Origin of the sequence: Pseudonocardia autotrophica, assembly GCF_003945385.1 — a bacterium.
Lineage (GTDB): Bacteria > Actinomycetota > Actinomycetes > Mycobacteriales > Pseudonocardiaceae > Pseudonocardia > Pseudonocardia autotrophica.
Genome location: NZ_AP018920.1, coordinates 3180557 through 3198485 on the forward strand (window position 1 = coordinate 3180557; position 17929 = coordinate 3198485).

A 17929-nucleotide genomic window follows, 5' to 3' on the forward strand; every position below is an offset into this window, starting at 1 on the left:
AGGAACCTGTCGTGTCCGTGCACGGCGGGCTACCGTGGGCGATCGTGGGGCACCGGGTGATGACGACCGATCTCGCCGCCGCCGTCCCGGCCATCGGGGCCGAGCAACGCTTCGTCCCGTGGACGGCCGCGGTCCGCGAGGGCATCGCCGGGTTCGGCTTCGAGTGCGAGCGCCCGCACGTGTTCACCGGGTCGGTCGGGACCCGTTCGGCGGACGGCGTGGATCTGGTGACGCTCGCCGGCGCCGGGCACGCCGCGGACCGCGACGCCGGTGAGATCGCCGCCGCCGACACCGGGTGCTACGTGCTCGGCCTGCAGCTCGCCGGCGGGGCCCGGATCACCCAGGACGGCCGCACCGCCGTGCTCGGACCGGGCCGCTACGCCCTCTACGACGCGTCCCGCCCGGTCCGGGTGGAGGCCGGCGACGGTTACCGGGCGCTGTGCGTGCGCTTCGCGCACGACCGGGTCGAGCCGCGCGGCGGCGAGTCGCTGGCCGGGATCACCGGCACCGCGTTCGACTACCGGCCGGGCCTGCCGGCCACGGTGTGGGACACCGTGATCAGCCTGAACCGGAATCTGCCGACGCTCGGCGCGCACGGCCCGCTGGCGATGCGCGGTGTGATGGATCTGATCGGGGTGCTGCTGCGGTCGGCCGCCGGCGCCGAGCCGCAGCCGCGGTGCGACCTGCTGGACCGGATCAAGGCCTACGCCGACGCCCGGCTCGGCGATCCGGACCTGAGCCCCGCCGGGATCGCCGCCGCGCACTACGTCTCGGCGCGCCACCTGCACAACCTGTTCGCCGGGACCGGCACCAGTGCGGCGTCCTGGATCCGGTCGCGCCGGGTCGAGATGTGCCGGCGCGATCTGGCCGATCCGGCGGCGGCCGCGATGCCCGCGGCGGCGATCGGTGCCCGCTGGGGCTTCCGCGGCCCCTCGCACTTCGGGCAGGTGTTCAAGCGGGAGACCGGACTGACCCCGGCCGCCTACCGGGAACGCGCCGCCGCTCAGCCCGCGGTGAGCAGTTCGTCGAGCTGCTCGTAGCCCTCGTTCACGCCGACCTCCATGCCGGAGGCGAGCATCGCGTCGCGGGCCTCGAACGACTCGAACAGCGACGTGCCGACCAGCCGGGTGCGGCCGCCGTCGAGTGCGGTCAGGGTGAGGGTCTCCAGGCAGACGCCGTCCGGGAAACCCTCGAAGGTGAAGGTCTGCACGATCCGCTCGGACGGCCGGACCTCGTGGAAGGACCCGTAGAAGCGGTACTCGCCGTCGGCGTCGGTGTGCGTGTAGCGGTAACCGCCACCGGTCTCGGCGTCCCACCGCTGCACGGTCATCGTCAGGTTGCGCGGGCCGAGCCAGCGCCGCACCTTCTCGACGTCGACGTGCGCGTCGAAGACCCGCTCCGGCGGGGCGTCGAACTCCCGGGTGATCCGGACCATCGGAAGATCCCGGACGGACTCGATGCTGGTCTCACGGGTGGTCGTGCTCATGACGCTGCTCCCTCGCTCGTGCCGGTGGATCCCGGCGCCTCGTCCGCCAGCAGTTCGTCGAGGCGCTGGTAGCGCTGCTCGACCTGCCGCCGGTACCGCTCGATCCAGGCCGTCATCAGGTCGAACACCTCCGCCTCGAGATGCACCGGACGCCGCTGGGCCTGCCGGCTGCGCCGGACCAGCCCCGCGTCCTCGAGGACCTTGATGTGTTTCGACACGGCCTGCAGGGAGACGTCGTAGGGCTCGGCGAGCTCGTTCACCGTCGCGTCGTCGGTGGCCAGCCGGGCCACCATGTCGCGACGCAGCGGGTCCGCCAGCGCGGCGAACACCCTCGAGAGCCGGTCCTCCACGTTCCCCTCCTTGCTCAACCTTTCGGTTGAATAGGACGCTAACGGAGGACCGGCTCGTATTCAACCCTCAGGTTGAACGACGGCGGATCAGCTGAAGGAGCCGGGCAGCGAGCCGTGCGGCACGTAGTCCGAGGGGACGACGCCGAGCCGTCCGCGCTGGTAGTCCTCGAACGCCTCGTGCACCTCGGCCTTGGTGTTCATCACGAACGGTCCGGCCCACGCCACCGGCTCGCGGATCGGCAGCCCGCCGAGCACGACGACGTCGAACGCGGGATGGCGGGACTCCTGGGAGACGTTGCCGCCCATGGTGATCGCGTCGCCCGGGCCGAACACGGCGAGCTGCCCGGTCCGGATCGGCCGCCGATCGGCGCCGACCGTGCCGGAGCCGCTCATGACGTAGACCAGTGCGTTGAACTCGCGCGGCCACGGCAGGCGCAGCTCGCCGCCGGGGGAGACGGTCGCGTGCACCATCGCCATCGGGGTGTGCGTCGCGCCCGGGCCGGAGATCCCGGCGACGTCACCGGCGATCACCCGCAGCAGTGCGCCGCCGTCCGGGCTCGCGACGAGGCCGGACTCCGCGGCGCGCAGGTCCTGGTACTTCGGCGGCAGCCACTTGTCCTTCTTCGGCAGATTCACCCAGAGCTGCAGGCCGTGGAACAGCCCGCCGCTGCGGACCAGTGCCTCCGGTGGACGCTCGATGTGCAGCAGGCCGGAGCCGGCCGTCATCCACTGGGTGTCGCCGTTGGTGATGGTGCCGCCACCGCCGTGCGAGTCACCGTGCTCGAAGGTGCCGTCGATGATGTAGGTGACGGTCTCGAAGCCGCGGTGCGGATGCCAGGAGGTGCCCTTCGGCTCGCCCGGCGCGTACTCGACCTCGCCCAGCTGGTCCATGTGCAGGAAGGGATCGAGGTCGCGCAGGTCGACACCCTGGAAGGCGCGGCGGACCGGGAAGCCCTCGCCCTCGTAGCCCTTCGGGGCGGTGGTGACCGAGCGGACCCCGCGATCGAGGTCGGTCGGGCCCGGCGCGGGGACGCGGGGCAACGTGCTGACGTCGGTGACGGTGACGGCGGGCATCGGATCCTCCGGGGGTCGGTGTCGGTTGAACGCTCAACAATAAGGGTAGCGCTGCTGTTCCCGGGCGGCCAGACTGACCGGTGATGCCCGCACTGTCGCAGTCCACCGCCGGGGAGCTGCTCGCCTCCGCCCGGGTCGCGCGGCTCGCCACGATCCGGCCCGCCGACGGCACCCCACGGCTGGTCCCCATCACGTTCGCGCTGGTCGACGACGTGCTGGTGTCCGTGGTCGATCGGGTCAAGGCGAAACGGCACACCCGGCTGGCCCGGCTGCGCGACATCGCCGCCGATCCGCGGGTGGGACTGCTCGCCGACCACTACGACGACGACTGGTCGCAGCTGTGGTGGGTGCGGGTGGACGCCGTCGCCGAGCTGCACACCCGCGGGGAGATCCACGAGCGCGCGATCGCGGCCCTGGCGGCGAAGTACCCGCCCTACGCGGCCGAGCCGCCCGACGGGGACGTGCTCGTGCTGACCCCGACCCGCTGGACCGGCTGGTCCGCGCACTGATCCGATCCGCGCGCCGCCCCGGTCGTCGCGCACGCCCGGGGTGGTGCGCGGTCGCCGGCTCAGCGCGCGTTGAAGGGCGCCGCCGGGTCCACCTCCCCGCCGATCTTCCGGGGCGCCGGGTCTCGTCCGGTTCGGCGCGGATCGGCCCGGGGCGCCGCTGGATCACCGGCCCGGGGCGCCGCTGGGTCACTGGCCCGCGGCGCTGCTGGATCACCGGCCCGCGGCGCGGCTGGATCACCGCCCTGCGGCGCGCGCCAGCCGGTCACGGCAGGTCGGCGAGGAATCCGGTGATCGCGGCGGCGGCCTCGTCCGGAAGCTCCAGATGTGGCGAGTGCCCGCAGGGCAGCTCGGCGACGGTGACCGGGCCGGCGGCCCGCTCCGCGACGCTGCGGACGTGCACGATGCTGCCGTACGGGTCGTCGTCGCCCTGGATCCCGAGCACCGGCGCGGTGATCGCGGACAGCTCGTCGCGGACGTCCCAGGCGCGGAACTCCTCGGCCAGCCACATGTCGTTCCAGCCGCGGAAGGCGGCGTCCGGGTCGTCGTGATGGCGGGCCATCCGGTCGCGCAGGTCGCCGTCCTCGAACGCGGTCCGCGCGGCCCGGATCTCGGTGAGCGCGAAGTCCTCGACCAGCACGTGCGGGGCGAGGACGACCACCCCGGACACGTCGAGCCGGGCGGCGGCCAGCAGCGCGATCGTCCCGCCGTCGGAGTGCCCGACCGGGATCGGGCGGTGCAACCCGAGCGCGGAGCACAGTGCCGGGACGACGCCGGTCGCCTCCGCCGCCATGAACGACGTCGTCCGTGGGGCGAGCGGGCGATCCGAACGGCCGTGCCCGAGCCGCGAGTAGGCGACGGCGCGCCGGCCGCTCTGCTCGGCGATCCGCCGGTGGAACCCGCGCCACAGACCGACCGAGCCGAGGCCCTCGTGCAGGAACAGCAGGGGCGCGAGGTCCGGGGAACCGGGCACGTCGTCGAACTCGTGGCGGAGGCCGTCGAGTTCCAGCAGGGTCGTCGCGGGCACGGTCGATCATGCTAGGTGCTGCGCCACCGCCGTCCGCACGGGTTCGTCGCGTTCGCACGGGATCCGATCCCGTGCGAACGCGACGAACCCGTGCGGATCACGGCGGAGGTGGCCGGAGGGCCCTCGCTCGTCGGGGTGCGTCGGGTTGCGGGTGACTGTGTGGTGCTGAAAGGTTCCGCCGGTGTCCGTCGCCCGGCAGCACCCCACTCGACCGTCCGGACGGGTCGCGCGGCTGGCCGTCGCGCTGGTCGCGGTGCTCGTGACCGCCACCGGCTGTGCCGGCGCCACCGACGGGCAGACGGTGCGGCTCGCCCAGTTCCCGTGGAGCGCGGCGAAGCTGACCAACGCGATCCTGGCCGATGTCGCCGCCGGGCATCCGGAGCTCGGGGTGGGGGAGCTCAAGACCATCCAGGTCGGGCCCGCGACCGCGTGGGCGGGTGCCCAGCGCGGTGACGTCGACGTGCTCACCGAGGTCGCGATGCCCAACCAGTCCGAGCTCGCCGCGAAGGCCGAACCCCGGATCGAGCTGGTACACCCGACCTACGACGGCGCCGACCAGGGCTGGTACGTCCCCACCGCGATGCTCGGCCCCGGGCAGCCACTCGAGGGGCTGCGCAGCGTCACCCAGCTCAACGACTACGCGGCCGCGCTGGACAACCGGCTGGTCGACTCCGACCCGAGCTTCCTCACCACCGAACAGAACGCCAAGCGGCTCGCCGGCTACGGCCTGGACCTGGAGCAGATCACCTCCAGCGAGGCCGCGCAGATCGCCGAGCTGCGCCGGTCACAGGAGCGCGGGACGCCGATCCTGGTCTACCTCTACCGGCCGCACTACATCTTCGAGGAGATCGAGCTGACCAGGCTGGAGGAGCCGAACCCGGCCCGCGACGACTGTTTCACCACCGGCGACGGGGCCTGCGCGATGCCGGCCTACTCGGCGTGGACCGCCGCCGCCGGCGACCTGACCACGACCGCCCCGCGGTTCGCGGAGCTGCTCGGGCGCTTCGAGCTGCCACTGGCCGATGTCGAACAGATGCTGCAACGGGTGGACGTCGACAACGAGGACGTCGAGACGGTGGCCCGCGACTACGTGGCCACCAACCCCGACCGGGTCCGGGAATGGGTGGGTACACCGTGAGCACGATGATCGAGGTCCGGAACCTGACGAAGGTGTTCGGCTCGGCGAAGGAGATCGACGACGCCGTCACGTTGGCCGGCGAGGGGGTGGGCCGCAGCGAGATCCAGCAGCGCACCGGCGCCACCCTGGCCGTGCACGACGTCTCGTTCGACATCGCGGCCGGCGAACTGTTCGTGATCATGGGTCTGTCCGGTTCCGGGAAGTCGACGCTGGTCCGGCTGCTGAACCGGCTGATCGAGCCGACGTCGGGGACGATCGGGATCGAGGGCCGCGATCTCGGCTCGCTCGGCGACGCCGACCTGCGGACCCTGCGCAACAACCGGATCGCCATGGTGTTCCAGCACTTCGCGCTGCTGCCGCACCGCACCGTCCGGCAGAACGCCGAGTACGGACTGCAGATCCGCGGGACCGACGCCGCGCAGCGCCGGGAGAAGGCCGAATGGGCCCTGGAGCAGGTCGGCCTGGCCGAGCGCGCCGAGGCCTACCCGGGCCAGCTGTCCGGGGGCATGCAGCAGCGGGTCGGCCTGGCGCGGGCGCTGGCCGCCGACACCGACGTACTGCTGATGGACGAGCCGTACTCCGCGCTGGACCCGCTGATCCGCCGGGACATGCAGCAGCTGCTGGTCCGGCTGCAGCGTGAGCTGCGCAAGACGATCGTGTTCATCACCCACGACCTCAACGAGGCGATGCTGCTCGGCGACCGGATCCTGCTGCTCAAGGACGGCCGGCTGGTCCAGCTCGGGACCGGGCCGCAGATCCTGGAGTCCCCGGCCGACGACTACGTCGCCGAGTTCGTCTCCGACGTCGACCGCAGCCGGGTGCTGACCGCCGCCGACGTCATCCGGGAGCCGCGGATCACGGTGCGGCTCACCGAGCGCCCGGCCGACGTGCTCGTCCGGCTCGGGCAGGCCGAGGCGACCGGGGCCTATGTGGTCGACGACGACGACCGGATCCTCGGCGTGATCCGGGACGACCGGCTGGGGCACGCCGCCGGCCGCGGCGCCGGCTCGATCGACGAGTCCGCGCTGGTCGAGGAGTACCGCACGACCGAGCCCGATCGGCCGCTGATCGACCTGCTCCAGGACGTCGGCCGCAATCCGGTACCGCTCGCGGTCGTGGAGGACGGCCGGCTGCGCGGCGTCGTCCCGCGCGGTGCGGTGCTGGCCGCGCTGTCCACTCAGCCCGACCGGAACGGGAGCCACTGATGCCCAGGATCGAGCTCGGCAGCTACGTCGAGACGTTCGTGCTCTGGCTGCTGTCGGCGATCCCGGCGCTGCTGGACGGGATCAGCGCGGTCGTCACGGTCGTCGTCGAGGCACTGACGACGGTGTTCGCCGGGCCGCCGTGGTGGGTCTGGCTGGTGCTGCTGACCCTCGGCGCGCTGCTGGTGCGCGGCTGGGGCCTGGCCGTGTTCACGCTGCTCGGGTTCGCGCTGATCGATGCGTTCGACCTGTGGCAGGAGACCATGGAGACGCTCGGCGTGGTGCTGGTCGCCGCGCTGATCGCGACCGCGGTCGGGGTGCCGCTGGGCATCTGGGCCGCCCGCAGCCGCGCGGTCGGGGCCGCGCTGCGCCCGCTGCTGGACCTGATGCAGACGACGCCGGTGTTCGTCTACCTGATCCCGGCGGTGTTCTTCTTCGGCATCGGCGTGGTGCCCGGGGTGGTGGCGACGACGATCTTCTCGATCCCGCCCGCGGTCCGGCTCACCGAGCTGGGGATCCGCGGCGTCGATCCGGAGGTCGTCGAGGCCACGCACGCCTTCGGTGCGCACCCGCGGCAGATCCTGCGCGAGGTGCAGCTCCCGATGGCGCTGCCCTCGATCATGGCCGGGATCAACCAGGTGATCATGCTGGCGCTGTCGATGGTGGTCGTCGCCGGGCTCGCCGGGGCCGACGGCCTGGGGACGGTCGTGGTCAGCGCGGTGACCCAGCTGGACATCGCCGCCGGTGTCGAAGGCGGCCTCGCCGTGGTGATCGTGGCGATCTACCTCGACCGGTTCACCGCCGCTCTGGCCGAACGCCCCGGTCGCGGTCTGCTGGCGACGCTGCGCGCCCGCCGTGGCCGGGCCGCCACCGGGGCGCCGCACCCCGCGACGAAGATCGGTGTCGCCGGAGCGGGGGCAGGCGCCTGACGCGGAACCGGTGGGACGGGAGTTCGACATGACCGGAACCGGCCGACCGGCCCGCGCGGCACAGGTCGTCACGAACGTGCCGCCGCGCGAATGGAGCAGCGACGCCGCCGTCGCCTACGAGGCGACCCAGGAGCTGCTCGGCGCCCACCACCGAGCGGAGCGACCGGCCCGGGCGCTAGCCCTGATCCGGCGCGGGCCCGGTGGCCCGGTGGCCGCGCCCGTCGCGGTGCTCCGAGCGGGCGGGATCGGCGTGGACGAGATGCGTCAGCTCGGCGGTGATCTCCCGGCGGAGCGCGTCGTGGCGCGCCGAGAGCGCGTGGCGCGGGTCCTCGCGGTCCGGGTAGGTCCAGACCGGACGGCGGCGGTGCGCCTCCGGCTCCCACTCGTAGCGCGGGTGCACGTGCTCAGGCCCCGGTGAGACGTCTCGGCGCCACCTGCCGGTAGGCGTCAGTGACGATCTCGGTGATCTCGTCCCGGTCGGCGGCCTGCTCGCCGGTCCCGTCGAGCACCACACCGAGCCAGCCCCGGTGCCCGACGTAGGCCGGCCGGAAGAACCGGTCCGGGTCCTCGGCGACCAGCTCCTCCTGGACCCCCGGCGGTGCCGCGCACCAGAACGCGATGTGCGGGTGCCCGTGATGGTGCTCGGCGTAGCTGACGAACATCCGCTTCACGAACCACGACGGTGAGCCGTGGCTGATCTTCTCGGTGACCTCGGGCAGCGACAGGCAGATCTCCCGCAACCAGGGCAGCGGATCGGTGGGATCGGGGTGCCGGGCCGTCATCCGGTCATCCGGTACGTACCCGCGGAGAAGACGTTGCCCTCCGGATCGGCCACCGCGAACTCGCGTGACCCGTAGTCCTGGTCGACCGGTTCCATCACCACCTGGGCGCCGGCCGCGACCGCCCTGGCGTGCAGGGCGTCCGGGTCGTCACAGGTCAGGTACAGGACGGCGCGGCCGGTGTCGAAGCGGTCACCGGCGCGTCGGGCGCCGAGGGCCAGCACGGCGGTGTCGTCGCCGTCGTCCCAGGCCAGCTCTGCGTGCGCGATCACGCCGCCGTCGCCGGTGTGCGTGCCCAGCTGACGGAACCCGAGCGCGGCGGTCAGGAAGTCGATCGCGGCACGCGGATCGTCGTAGCGCAGGGTGGTGTGGATGCTCATGCCGGCTGATCCTGCTCGCCGGACGCTGCCTCGTCTTGTACGAACGGGAACGCCGCCGCCCACTCGGTGCGGAACCCGCCGGGGGAGATGCCGGCGAGCGCGCGGAACTCCCGGCTCAGATGCGCCTGGTCGACGTAGCCGCAGGTCGCGGCGATCTCGGCCAGCGCGACCCGGCTGCCGGCGACCAGCCCGGACGCCCGCGAGAAGCGCAGCACCCGGCCCGCGGTGCGCGGGCCCAGCCCGATCTGGGTGGAGAACCGGGCCTGCAGGTGCCTGCGGCTCCAGCCGGTCTCGGCGGCGAGCACCGAGACCGGCACCCGGCCGCCGGTGACCTCGAGCCGGCGCCATGCGTGCACCACCTCCGGCGCCGGTCGGCGGGCCCGCACGTCCAGCAATCGACCGGCCAGCACCTCGCTGACCAGCGCGAAGCGGGCCGGCCACTCCGGTGCGGCGGCGAGCCGCTCGGGCAGCGCGGCCAGCACCGGATCGGCCAGCTCGTCCAGTGCGGGCACCGCGCCGCTCGGCAGCGCGCGGCCGCCGAGCAGCGTGTAGAGCCCGACCGGGGTGAGGTCCACCTGGATCCCGGCCTGCGGGCCGGTGAACCGGGTCAGCACCCAGGTGTCGCTGAGACCGCCGACGAACGCGGCCGTCGTCGTGCTGCCGACGGCCGGGCCGGACAGCTCCAGCGAATGGAACCCGAACACGAGCGCGACGCCGGCGGCCGGCGCCTGCCGCCGGAGCACCGGCGTCGCGGACTCCTCCCGGTAGCCGAGATAGCGCAGCACGAAGGGGCGCAGCACGGCCGGCGGTGGTGCCGGCCGGAACTCCCCGGTCATGACGGGCATCGTGCCAGTGCCGGGACTACTCCGGCAGCTGCTGCGCGTGGATCGCGATGGCGTCCCGCAGGTACACGCTCAGACCCTCGGCATAGCCGTCGATCGTCGCGGTGAACCGGGCGTCGTCGACGTAGAGCCGGCCGAGGCCGGTGTAGGCCTCGCGGCCCGGCGTCCAGAACCGGCTCACCCAGGCGTGGTGTGCGGCCACGGCCTGCTGCACCTGCGGTGCGTCGACCGGCTCCCCGGCCGCCATCAGCGCGGCGAGCCTGCGGTGCACGGCGGCCATCTCGGACCCGACCTCGGTGGTCACGTCCCGGTCCCAGGTCACGATCTCCTCCTGAACGGCGACAGCCTCGGGGCCCCAGCGCTCGCGGGCCTCTGCGGCGTACGGATCGTTCCGGAACGCCGCGAACATCTCCTCGGTGGACATCGCGTCCCCTCCCTCTCGTTCTTCGATGGATCGTGCGACGGTGCGGGCGAGCCGGCGCAGGCGCGCGATCTCGCTGCGCAGCCGCGCGTGGTGCGCCCGCAGGGCGGCCGTCTCCGACGCGCCGTCGAGCACCGCGGCGATGTCCGGGAGCCCGAGGCCCAGCTCGCGCAGCACGAGCACGTGCTGCAGCCGCAGCAGCTCCGCTCGCCGGTAGATCCGCCGCCCGCCAGGACCGGTATCGGCCGGGCGGAGCAGACCCACCTGGTCGTAGTGGCGCAACGTGCGCGAACTGACCCCGGCCAGACGGACGACCTCGTCGGTCGTCCAGCTCTGTGTCTCCGTCACGCCAACTACGTTAGAAGTTGACGCGACGTCAACCGCAACCCTTCTTCTCAGACGAGTGCGAGACCGGTCGCGAGGCCGAGCACGACCACGGCCACGACGCCGTCGAGCACCCGCCAGGCCGACGGACGCGCGAACAGCCCGGCGAGCCGGGTCGCGCCGAAACCGAGACCGGCGAACCAGAGCAGGCTGGCCGCGACGACACCGGCGGCGAACGCCCAGCGGCCGTCGCCGTGCGCGGCCGCCAGCGAGCCGAGCACCAGCAGGTCGAGCAGCATGTGCGGGTTGAGGAAGGTCAGCGCGGCGGCCGTGCCCAGCACCGGGACCAGCGGCCGGGCGCTGCCCTGCCGGTCGGCGATCAGGGTGCCCGGCCACAGCGCCCGGCGCAGCGCCAGCAACCCGTAGCCGGCCAGGTAGGCCACGCCGCCCCAGCGGACCGCCTCGGCCAGCCCGGGGACCCCCGCGAGCACCAGCCCCACCCCGGCGACGGCCGCGGTCACGAGCACCAGATCGGCCAGCACACAGAACGCCACCACGGCGGGCACGTGCTCACGGCGCAGCCCCTGCCGCAGCACGAACGCGTTCTGCGCTCCGATCGCCGCGATCAGCGACAACCCGGTCCCGAACCCCACCAGCACGCTCACATCCCGACGCTAGGCCGGGGACCAGCGGATCAACGCATCGGTTCATGTTCGGTCATGAAGCTTAGAATTGCTTCATGTACGACCGGGATCGGCTGGCCACCCTGAGCGCCGTCGTCGAGGAGGGCAGCTTCGAGGCGGCCGCCGAGCGGCTGGCGATCACCCCGTCCGCGGTGTCCCAGCGGATCAAGGCCCTGGAGCGGCAGTCCCGGCAGATCCTGGTCCGCCGCTCCCGGCCGTGCGCCGCGACCGAGGCCGGCCGGACCCTGCTCCGGCTGGCCCGGCAGATCGCGCTGCTGGAGGGGGAGGTGGCGCGCGATCTCGGCGAGCAGGATCCGGCCGGGACCGTGCACCTGCCGATCGCGGTGAACGCGGACTCGGTCACCCACTGGTTCCTGCGCGCCGTCGTGCCGCTCGCGCAGCGCCACGGGGTGCGCCTGGACCTGCACATCGACGACGAGGAGCACACCGCGGCGCTGCTGCGGGAGGGAGCCGTGGTCGGGGCGGTGACGACGTCGGCCGCGGCGGTCCAGGGCTGCGCGGTGCAGCCGATCGGGGCGACCCGCTACCGGCCGGTCGCCGCCCGCCCGGTGTACGACCGCTGGTTCGCCGGCCGCGACCCGGCCGAGGCGTTCACCCGCGCACCGCGGGTCGACTTCGGGACGAAGGACCGGCTGCAGACCCGCTTCGCCGCGCAGCTGACGCACCGGCCGTGCACCGGCCCGGCCCACCGGGTGCCCGCCGCGGACGGCTACCACGACGCGGTCCGGGCGGGGCTCGGCTGGGGGATGTTCACCGACGTCCCGGCCCGCGCGTCCGCCGACCGCGGCCGGATCGTGCTGCTCGACGCCGAGCGGTACCTCGACGTGCCGCTGTACTGGCAGCACTGGAAGCTGAACACGACCGTGCTGGACGCGCTCACGGCAGCCGTGCGGGAGGTCGCGGCCGGGATCCTGGTCCCGCCGCCGCAGCGCTGACCGGGCTCAGATCCCGGACCGCCACGGCCGGCCCAGCCGGATGTCGCAGGTGATGTCGCCGCGGTCGGTGCCGGTCAGGTCGGCGATCAGGTCACGGACCGCGTCCTCGGCGGTGCGCGGGTCGTCGACCGTGGTGGACGCCTCGATGCCGGGCACGTAGAGGGTCAGCCTGCGGTCCGCCCGCCAGGCCACCACCTCGTAATGACGCGCTCCGGTCACGTTCTCCACGGTAGCCCGGTGACGCCGCCGCGGGCAGGTTCCGCCGGACCTCAGCCGACGGTGGGCTCCACGGAGGCGGCCGAGTCGTCATCGGCCGGGGGATCGGACCGGCCGAGCAGCGGCTCCGCGCCCGGCTCCGGTGTGACGGCCGGCTGCTCCTGCTCCGGGGGTGCCTCCGGCAGTTCGTCCGGCGGCGGGGGGAGCTGCTCCTCGGGCTGCGGCGGCGGGGACGGCGGCGCGCTGCTCACCGGGGTCGGCTCGGGGGTCTCGGTCGGTTCGTTCGCGGCGAGCGTCGACGGCGGTCGCCCGAGTGCCCGGAACGTCGGGAAGTCGACGACCGTGCCGGTACGGACCGCGCTGGACATGAACTCCGACCACATGTCGCCCGGCAGGTCCTTGCCGCTGATCGGGGTGCCGGCCGCGTCGCGGATCGGGTCGTTGCGGTCGGTGCCGACCCACACCGCGGTGGCCAGCTCGGGGGTGAACCCGGCGAACCAGGCGTCGTTGTTCTGGCCCTCGAAGCGGGACTGGACGGTGCCGGTCTTGCCGGCCGCCTCCTGCCCGGCGGGCAGCTCCAGCCCGTCGTTGGGCAGGACGTTCAGCATCGTCTCGGTGACGTTGCGGGCCACCTGCTCGGAGAACCGCTGCTCGCCCTCGCCGGGGGAGTACTCGTAGAGCACGCGGCCCTCCGAGTCGACGACCTTCGAGACGAGGTGCGGCGCGTGCCAGACCCCGCCGGCGGCGATCGTCGCGTACGCCGATGCGAGCTGGACCGGGGTCACCTCCTTGTTGCCCAGCGGGAGCCGCGCGTCCGGGTTGTCCAGCGAGGCGGTGATCCCGGCGAGCCGGGCGGCGTCGGCGACCTTCTGCGGCCCGACCTCGGCAGCGAGCTTGGTGAAGACGACGTTGTTGGAGATCGTCATCGCCTGTTTGAGGTCGCAGGTGGGGCAGTTCGCCCCCTCCGCGTTGCGCAGTCCCGGCCGCTCGGAGCCGTCGAACTCGGTGCCCAGGCCGACCGGCGGATCCTGCAGGAGGCCGGCGAGCACGGCGAACGGCTTGAACGTGGAGCCCGGCTGCTTCAGGACGCGCGCGTAGTCGAGGCCGGTGCCGTTGTCCCCGCCGTAGTAGGCGACGATCCCGCCGGTCCGTGGATCGATCGCGACGGCGCCGGTGCGCAGCTCCTCGGGCTGGCCCTCCATCTTCGCGCGCACCGACTCGGTGAGCTGCTCCTGGCGCTGCGGATCGACGGTCGTGGTGACCTGCAGGCCGCCCTGCGCGAACGCCTGCTCGGAGATGCCCAGGGAGCCCAGCTCGGAGCGGACGGCGTTGAGGATGTGCCCGCGCTCGTCGGTCAGCGACGAGGACCGCGACGTGTTCTCCGGCGGGATCGTCTCCGGGAACTGCGCGGCCTCCCGGTCCTCCCGGGAGATCCAGCCCTGCTGGGCCATCCCGTCCAGGACGAAGCTCCAGCGCTGCCGGGCCCGGTCCGGGGTGGTCGCCGGATCCCAGTTGGACGGCGACTGGATGATCCCGGCCAGCAGCGCACCCTCGCTGGTGGTCAGCTCGGCGGCGGGCTTGCCGTAGTAGGCGAGGCTGGCGGACTCGATGCCGTACGCGCCCCGCCCGTAGTAGATCGCGTTCAGATAGTCGTTGAGGATCTCGTCCTTCGACTTCTGCCCGGAGACCTTCAGCGAGATGATCAGTTCCTTGTACTTGCGCCAGTAGGTCGCGTCGTTGCCGACCAGGGTGTTCTTGACGTACTGCTGGGTGATGGTGGAGCCACCACCGCCGCCGCCGGTGAGCTGGTTGACGACCGCGCGCAGGATCCCGGTGATGTCGAAGCCGGGATTGGAGTAGAAGGTCCGGTCCTCGGCCGCGAGCACGGCTTCGCGGACGTGCACCGGGATCGCGTCCATCGACACCTTGATCCGGTTGCCCTGCTCGGGCACCAGCCGGGCGAGCTGCTCGCCGTCGGTGTAGGCGACGGTGGCGATCTGGTTGTTGACGGCGTCGTCCGGGCTCGGGATCGGGAAGAGCAGCCAGCCGAGCCCGAGCAGCAGCAGGGGCAGCAGCACGATCGACGCGGCCCCGCCGGCCAGCGAGTAGCGGACCTGCTTGCGGCGGCGCGCCGTCCGCTCCTGCGGGCTGAGCGCGGCCTTGGCGTCGGCGTCGAGGATCCCGAGCCGGCGGCGCACGGTGTCGATCCCGGGCCCGACGAAGGCGACCGCCCGGTCCAGCGGTCCCTGCGGCTCGGCCCGGCGGCGCCGGCGCCGTGGCGCGGCGAGCACGGTCGTCCCGTCGTCGGGTCCCTCTCCGGATTCACCGTCGGGCCCCTGGTCGGATCCACCGGCGGCGGCTGCGGCGACCCGGGTCTCGTCGTCGGCCTGCGGCGCCCCGGCGGGCTCGGGACGGCGACGGCGGCGGCCACCCCGGGGGGACGCACCGAGGTCCGGCGCCATCGGGACGCCCGGCGTGGCCGCGACGGTCCCGGCCGGATCCGGTGCCGCGGGCGCGGTCTGTGGGGTGCCGGGGCGGGCGTCGTCGGGGGTGCGGCCGGGCTCCGCCGTGAGCGGGCCGGCCGGATCCGGTGCGGCGGCAGCGCGCGGCCGGGTGGCCGTCACGTCCGCCTGCGAGGCCGGGGCGGCGGGGGTGCGCGTCGTCGGGCCCGCGGGCGGGGGCGGCGGTGTCGCCGGTCGTGCCGGCGGGGCCGGAGCCGCCACTGCGGGCGCCTGCCCGGTCGGCACGGCGCGCGGGGGCACCGGCCGCGCGGCCGCGGGTGCCGGTCCCGCGGGGGCGCTCGCGGGTGGCGGTCCCGCCGGTGCGGCGGCGGTGGGCGCCGGCCCTGCCGGTCGGGCGGGTCCGGACGGCGGTCCTGCCGGTCGGGCGGTTGTGGGCGCGGGCCCTGTCGGCTGGGCGGCGGTGGGTGGTGGCCCCGGCTGCCGGGCCGCGGCGGGCGCCTGCTCCGCCGGACGGACTGCGCCAGGGGTGTACCCGGCCGGTCGGGCTGCTGCCGTGGCGGGGCCGCGGTCGCCGGCTTCCGGCGCGGTCTCCGGGGCACCCGGGCGGCGCCCACCGGCGGAGGGCCCGCCGGGGGCGGGGGACCGGCCCGGTCCGGCCGGCGGCGCACCGGCGCCCGGCTCGCGGGGCACGGTGCCACCGCGGACGCGCAGGCCGACCCGGGTCGGGCTCTCGGTTCCCGGGGCGTTCCGCCCGTCGGCGACGGCGCCCGGCTGCTGCGGCCTGCCCGCCTGCGGGGCGGGGTCCGGGCCACCGTTGACCGGTGTGGCGCCCGGCTGCCGCGGCCCACCTGCCGACGGGGCCGAGTCCGGCCGCCCGTCGGCCGGTCCCGCTCCCGGCTGCCGCCCCGGCGCATCGGCTGCCGCAGGCGGGGTGCCCGGCCGCCGTCGTGTGCCGCCCCGGCGCGGTGCCGCACCGGGCTCCTGCCGCGCGCTCCGGCCGAGCCCGTCGGCAGTGCGCCCGGCGTCACGGAAGGAACGCTCGCTGTCGTCGGCGCGTGCCGCGTCGCGGGCCGGGCGGCCGTGCCGGGGCACACCGCCGGAGTCGTGCTCGGGCCGGGCGTGTGCGCCGGAGTCGTGCCGGCCCCGCGTGGCCGGTTCACCGTGCCGCGGCGGCCGCCCGGAGTCCGGGCGGGCGATCTCGTCGCTGCCGTGGCGGCCACCGGCACGTTCGGCCGTGCGGACACCCCGGGACGACTGGTCGGAACCGTACGGATCGGCCAGGTCGGTGGATCGCCGGGACCGCGGGGGCGGGGGCGGGCCTGCGGTCAACCGCCTCTCCTCTCACGGTCCGGTCGTCGGCGGGAGCCCGCCGTGCGGTCGGGCACCGGAGCTGCGCGCTCGCCCGGACAACGAGTTACCGGAGCGTTGCGTTGTGCCGAACTGATCGACATCACTCGAATGTCGGCACGTCATCGGGGTCATGCGTCGGTGCGTGACCATTCCGGCCGGGGAGCATCCGCCGCTCGTCCCATCCTGCCTCCGCCGGTCGGCGGACACGGCCTCGGCGATCGCCGCGTCGAGCAGTGGCCATCTGCGTGCGACGACGCGCCGCACGCCGGGAGCCGGACGGTCCGGCCGTCGCCCGGGGACCGGCCGTGCGGCGGATCGTCCGCGCCGAACGACAGCCGGCCGGGCATCGGCGTCCCGGTGCTGCCGCCGGGCGTGCCGTTCAACCGCCGAGCAGCGCTGCCATCCGGTCCCGGAGCGCCTCGGCGGCCGAGAGCGGGCGGACCATCACGGTCAGTTCGCGGATCCGTCCGTCGGCGTCGATCCGGAGCAGGTCGATGCCCTGGACCTCGCGATCACCGACCAGCGCGGTGAACTCCAGGACGTGGCCGCCGTCACCGGCGAACTCGGCGACATAGCGGAACTCGGCGAACACCGTCAGCACCGCGCCCAGGATCGCGCGGAGCGGCTCGCGTCCGCGATGGGCACGGTGCACGACGGGGGAGCGGAACACCACGTCGTCGGTGCAGAGCGCCACGGCCGCGTCCGGATCCCCGGCCTCGATCGCGGCGCGGAAGCGGTCCGCCGTACTGCTGCTCATCCGCCGATCATGCCGCAGCGGAGGACGATGCGGTGCCCACGGCCCCCGCCAGCAGCTCGTAGGACCGCAGCCGGTCCTCGCCGCGGTAGGTCGACGTCGTCACCATGAGCTCGTCCACCCCGGTGCGTGCCACCAGCTCCTCGACGCCGGCACGGACCGTCTCCGGCGAACCGATGATCTGCTCGGACTGCCGCTGCGCGACGAACGCCCGCGCCTGGTCGGTCCAGTCGAACGCCGCGACCTCCGCGGGCCCGGGCACCGTGCGCGGGTTGCCCAGCCGCAGGTGCAGGAACTGCAGCGCGGCCGGCAGCGCGAGCTCGCGTGCCGCCTCGTCGGTGTCGGCGCAGAACACGCTCGCCGCGATCATCGAGTACGGCTCGGCGAGCGTCGCCGACGGCCGGAACCGGTCCCGGTAGACCTCCAGCGCCGGCAGCGTGTTCCGGCTGCTGAAGTGATGGGCGAACGCGAACGGCAGCCCCAGCATCCCGGCGACCTTCGCCGAGTAGTCCGAGGAGCCCAGCAGCCACAGCGCCGGTGCGTTCCCGGTGGCCGGGACGGCGTGCACGTCGGCGTCACCGCGGAAGTAGGACGCGAGCTCCACCAGCTGGTCCGGGAAGTCGTCGGGCGCGTGCAGCCGGGCCGCGGCGATCCCGCGCAGGGCGGCCGCGGTGCGCGGGTCGGTGCCCGGCGCGCGTCCGATGCCGAGGTCGATCCGGTCCGGGTGCAGCGCCTCGAGGGTCCCGAACTGCTCGGCGACCACGAGTGGCCGGTGGTTCGGCAGCATCACACCGCCGGAGCCGACCCGGATCCGCTCGGTCGCCCCGGCGAGGTGCGCGATCAGCACCGGCGGCGACGAGCTCGCGATCCCCGGCATGGCGTGGTGCTCGGCGACCCAGTAGCGGGTGAAGCCGAGCTCCTCGGCCCGCTGCACGAGCCGGGTGCTGTGGGCCAGCGCGTCGGAGGCCGACGAGCCGTCGGCGACGGGGACCAGGTCGAGCACGGAGAGAGGGACCACGCGAGGTGCAACACGGGGCCTGCCGCCGCTCT

General features: G+C 74.2%; 20 protein-coding genes. 6 read left to right on the forward strand and 14 right to left on the reverse strand.

Annotated elements, in window-relative coordinates:
- The first annotated feature begins 11 nt into the window (after positions 1 to 11).
- Positions 12 to 1040: an AraC-like ligand-binding domain-containing protein gene (locus tag Pdca_RS15010; protein WP_158092111.1), complete on the forward strand. Its 1029-nt coding sequence runs from the start codon at positions 12 to 14 to the stop codon at positions 1038 to 1040.
- Here the strand turns inward: Pdca_RS15010 and Pdca_RS15015 are convergent.
- The 3 genes from Pdca_RS15015 to Pdca_RS15025 all read right to left on the reverse strand — a co-directional run bounded on the left by Pdca_RS15015 (position 1004) and on the right by Pdca_RS15025 (position 2910).
- A complete protein-coding gene (locus Pdca_RS15015; RefSeq protein WP_085912108.1) occupies positions 1004 to 1486 on the reverse strand; it encodes an SRPBCC family protein in 483 nt (160 codons plus the stop codon). The two genes, Pdca_RS15010 and Pdca_RS15015, sit on opposite strands and share 37 nt — an antisense overlap.
- Positions 1483 to 1836: an ArsR/SmtB family transcription factor gene (locus Pdca_RS15020; RefSeq protein WP_085912107.1), complete on the reverse strand. Its 354-nt coding sequence runs from the start codon at positions 1834 to 1836 to the stop codon at positions 1483 to 1485. The genes Pdca_RS15015 and Pdca_RS15020 overlap by 4 nt, the downstream gene beginning before the upstream one ends.
- Before the next feature lie 87 nt (positions 1837 to 1923).
- Entirely contained in the window at positions 1924 to 2910 is a 987-nt protein-coding gene (locus Pdca_RS15025) for a pirin family protein (RefSeq protein WP_085912106.1), read from the reverse strand.
- An 83-nt stretch (positions 2911 to 2993) separates the two neighbouring features.
- Between Pdca_RS15025 and Pdca_RS15030 the strand changes: the two genes are divergently transcribed.
- Entirely contained in the window at positions 2994 to 3419 is a 426-nt protein-coding gene (locus Pdca_RS15030) for a TIGR03668 family PPOX class F420-dependent oxidoreductase (protein ID WP_085912105.1), read from the forward strand.
- Positions 3420 to 3681: 262 nt separating this feature from the next.
- On the opposite strand, the gene Pdca_RS15035 is transcribed toward Pdca_RS15030, so the two are convergent.
- The gene (locus tag Pdca_RS15035; protein ID WP_085912104.1) at positions 3682 to 4443 is read right to left on the reverse strand and encodes an alpha/beta fold hydrolase; all 762 of its coding nucleotides are present in this window, start codon (positions 4441 to 4443) and stop codon (positions 3682 to 3684) included.
- A gap of 181 nt (positions 4444 to 4624) precedes the next feature.
- Between Pdca_RS15035 and Pdca_RS15040 the strand changes: the two genes are divergently transcribed.
- The 3 genes from Pdca_RS15040 to Pdca_RS15050 are packed head-to-tail and all read left to right on the forward strand — an operon-like array spanning position 4625 to position 7712.
- Entirely contained in the window at positions 4625 to 5581 is a 957-nt protein-coding gene (locus Pdca_RS15040; RefSeq protein WP_085912103.1) for a glycine betaine ABC transporter substrate-binding protein, read from the forward strand.
- A gap of 5 nt (positions 5582 to 5586) precedes the next feature.
- Positions 5587 to 6786, forward strand: coding sequence for a quaternary amine ABC transporter ATP-binding protein (locus tag Pdca_RS15045; protein ID WP_232021581.1), 1200 nt, complete (start codon positions 5587 to 5589; stop codon positions 6784 to 6786).
- Positions 6786 to 7712, forward strand: a complete 927-nt coding sequence (locus Pdca_RS15050; RefSeq protein ID WP_166665834.1) for an ABC transporter permease — start codon at positions 6786 to 6788, stop codon at positions 7710 to 7712. Before Pdca_RS15045 ends, Pdca_RS15050 begins: the two co-directional genes overlap by 1 nt.
- 175 nt (positions 7713 to 7887) lie before the next feature.
- On the opposite strand, the gene Pdca_RS15055 is transcribed toward Pdca_RS15050, so the two are convergent.
- From Pdca_RS15055 to Pdca_RS15080, 6 genes are read right to left on the reverse strand one after another with little or no spacing between them, the layout of a single operon-like run.
- The gene (locus Pdca_RS15055; RefSeq protein WP_085912100.1) at positions 7888 to 8112 is read right to left on the reverse strand and encodes a hypothetical protein; all 225 of its coding nucleotides are present in this window, start codon (positions 8110 to 8112) and stop codon (positions 7888 to 7890) included.
- A 4-nt stretch (positions 8113 to 8116) separates the two neighbouring features.
- Positions 8117 to 8494: an MmcQ/YjbR family DNA-binding protein gene (locus Pdca_RS15060; protein WP_085912099.1), complete on the reverse strand. Its 378-nt coding sequence runs from the start codon at positions 8492 to 8494 to the stop codon at positions 8117 to 8119.
- On the reverse strand, positions 8491 to 8871 hold the full coding sequence (locus Pdca_RS15065; protein ID WP_085912098.1) for a VOC family protein: 381 nt from the start codon (positions 8869 to 8871) through the stop codon (positions 8491 to 8493). Before Pdca_RS15065 ends, Pdca_RS15060 begins: the two co-directional genes overlap by 4 nt.
- Positions 8868 to 9707 (reverse strand): helix-turn-helix domain-containing protein, encoded by an 840-nt coding sequence (locus Pdca_RS15070; protein ID WP_158092110.1) that lies wholly within the window; start codon positions 9705 to 9707, stop codon positions 8868 to 8870. Before Pdca_RS15070 ends, Pdca_RS15065 begins: the two co-directional genes overlap by 4 nt.
- Positions 9708 to 9732: 25 nt before the next feature.
- Positions 9733 to 10482, reverse strand: a complete 750-nt coding sequence (locus tag Pdca_RS15075; protein WP_085912096.1) for a MerR family transcriptional regulator — start codon at positions 10480 to 10482, stop codon at positions 9733 to 9735.
- Between the two features lie 47 nt (positions 10483 to 10529).
- Positions 10530 to 11123 carry a LysE/ArgO family amino acid transporter gene (locus Pdca_RS15080; RefSeq protein ID WP_085912095.1) on the reverse strand — a complete coding sequence of 198 codons (594 nt, stop codon included), beginning with the start codon at positions 11121 to 11123 and terminating at the stop codon, positions 10530 to 10532.
- Between the two features lie 74 nt (positions 11124 to 11197).
- Here Pdca_RS15080 and Pdca_RS15085 point away from each other — a divergent pair, with 74 nt between their 5' ends.
- Positions 11198 to 12097 (forward strand): LysR family transcriptional regulator ArgP, encoded by a 900-nt coding sequence (locus tag Pdca_RS15085; RefSeq protein WP_085912094.1) that lies wholly within the window; start codon positions 11198 to 11200, stop codon positions 12095 to 12097.
- 6 nt (positions 12098 to 12103) lie between these two features.
- On the opposite strand, the gene Pdca_RS15090 is transcribed toward Pdca_RS15085, so the two are convergent.
- The 4 genes from Pdca_RS15090 to Pdca_RS15105 form a co-directional block, all read right to left on the reverse strand.
- Positions 12104 to 12316, reverse strand: a complete 213-nt coding sequence (locus Pdca_RS15090; RefSeq protein WP_125911419.1) for a hypothetical protein — start codon at positions 12314 to 12316, stop codon at positions 12104 to 12106.
- A gap of 50 nt (positions 12317 to 12366) precedes the next feature.
- Entirely contained in the window at positions 12367 to 14937 is a 2571-nt protein-coding gene (locus Pdca_RS15095) for a transglycosylase domain-containing protein (protein WP_232021685.1), read from the reverse strand.
- 1567 nt (positions 14938 to 16504) lie between these two features.
- Entirely contained in the window at positions 16505 to 16882 is a 378-nt protein-coding gene (locus Pdca_RS15100) for a nuclear transport factor 2 family protein (protein WP_085912092.1), read from the reverse strand.
- A 7-nt stretch (positions 16883 to 16889) separates the two neighbouring features.
- Positions 16890 to 17897 (reverse strand): LLM class flavin-dependent oxidoreductase, encoded by a 1008-nt coding sequence (locus Pdca_RS15105; protein WP_232021582.1) that lies wholly within the window; start codon positions 17895 to 17897, stop codon positions 16890 to 16892.
- Positions 17898 to 17929 lie beyond the last annotated feature (32 nt).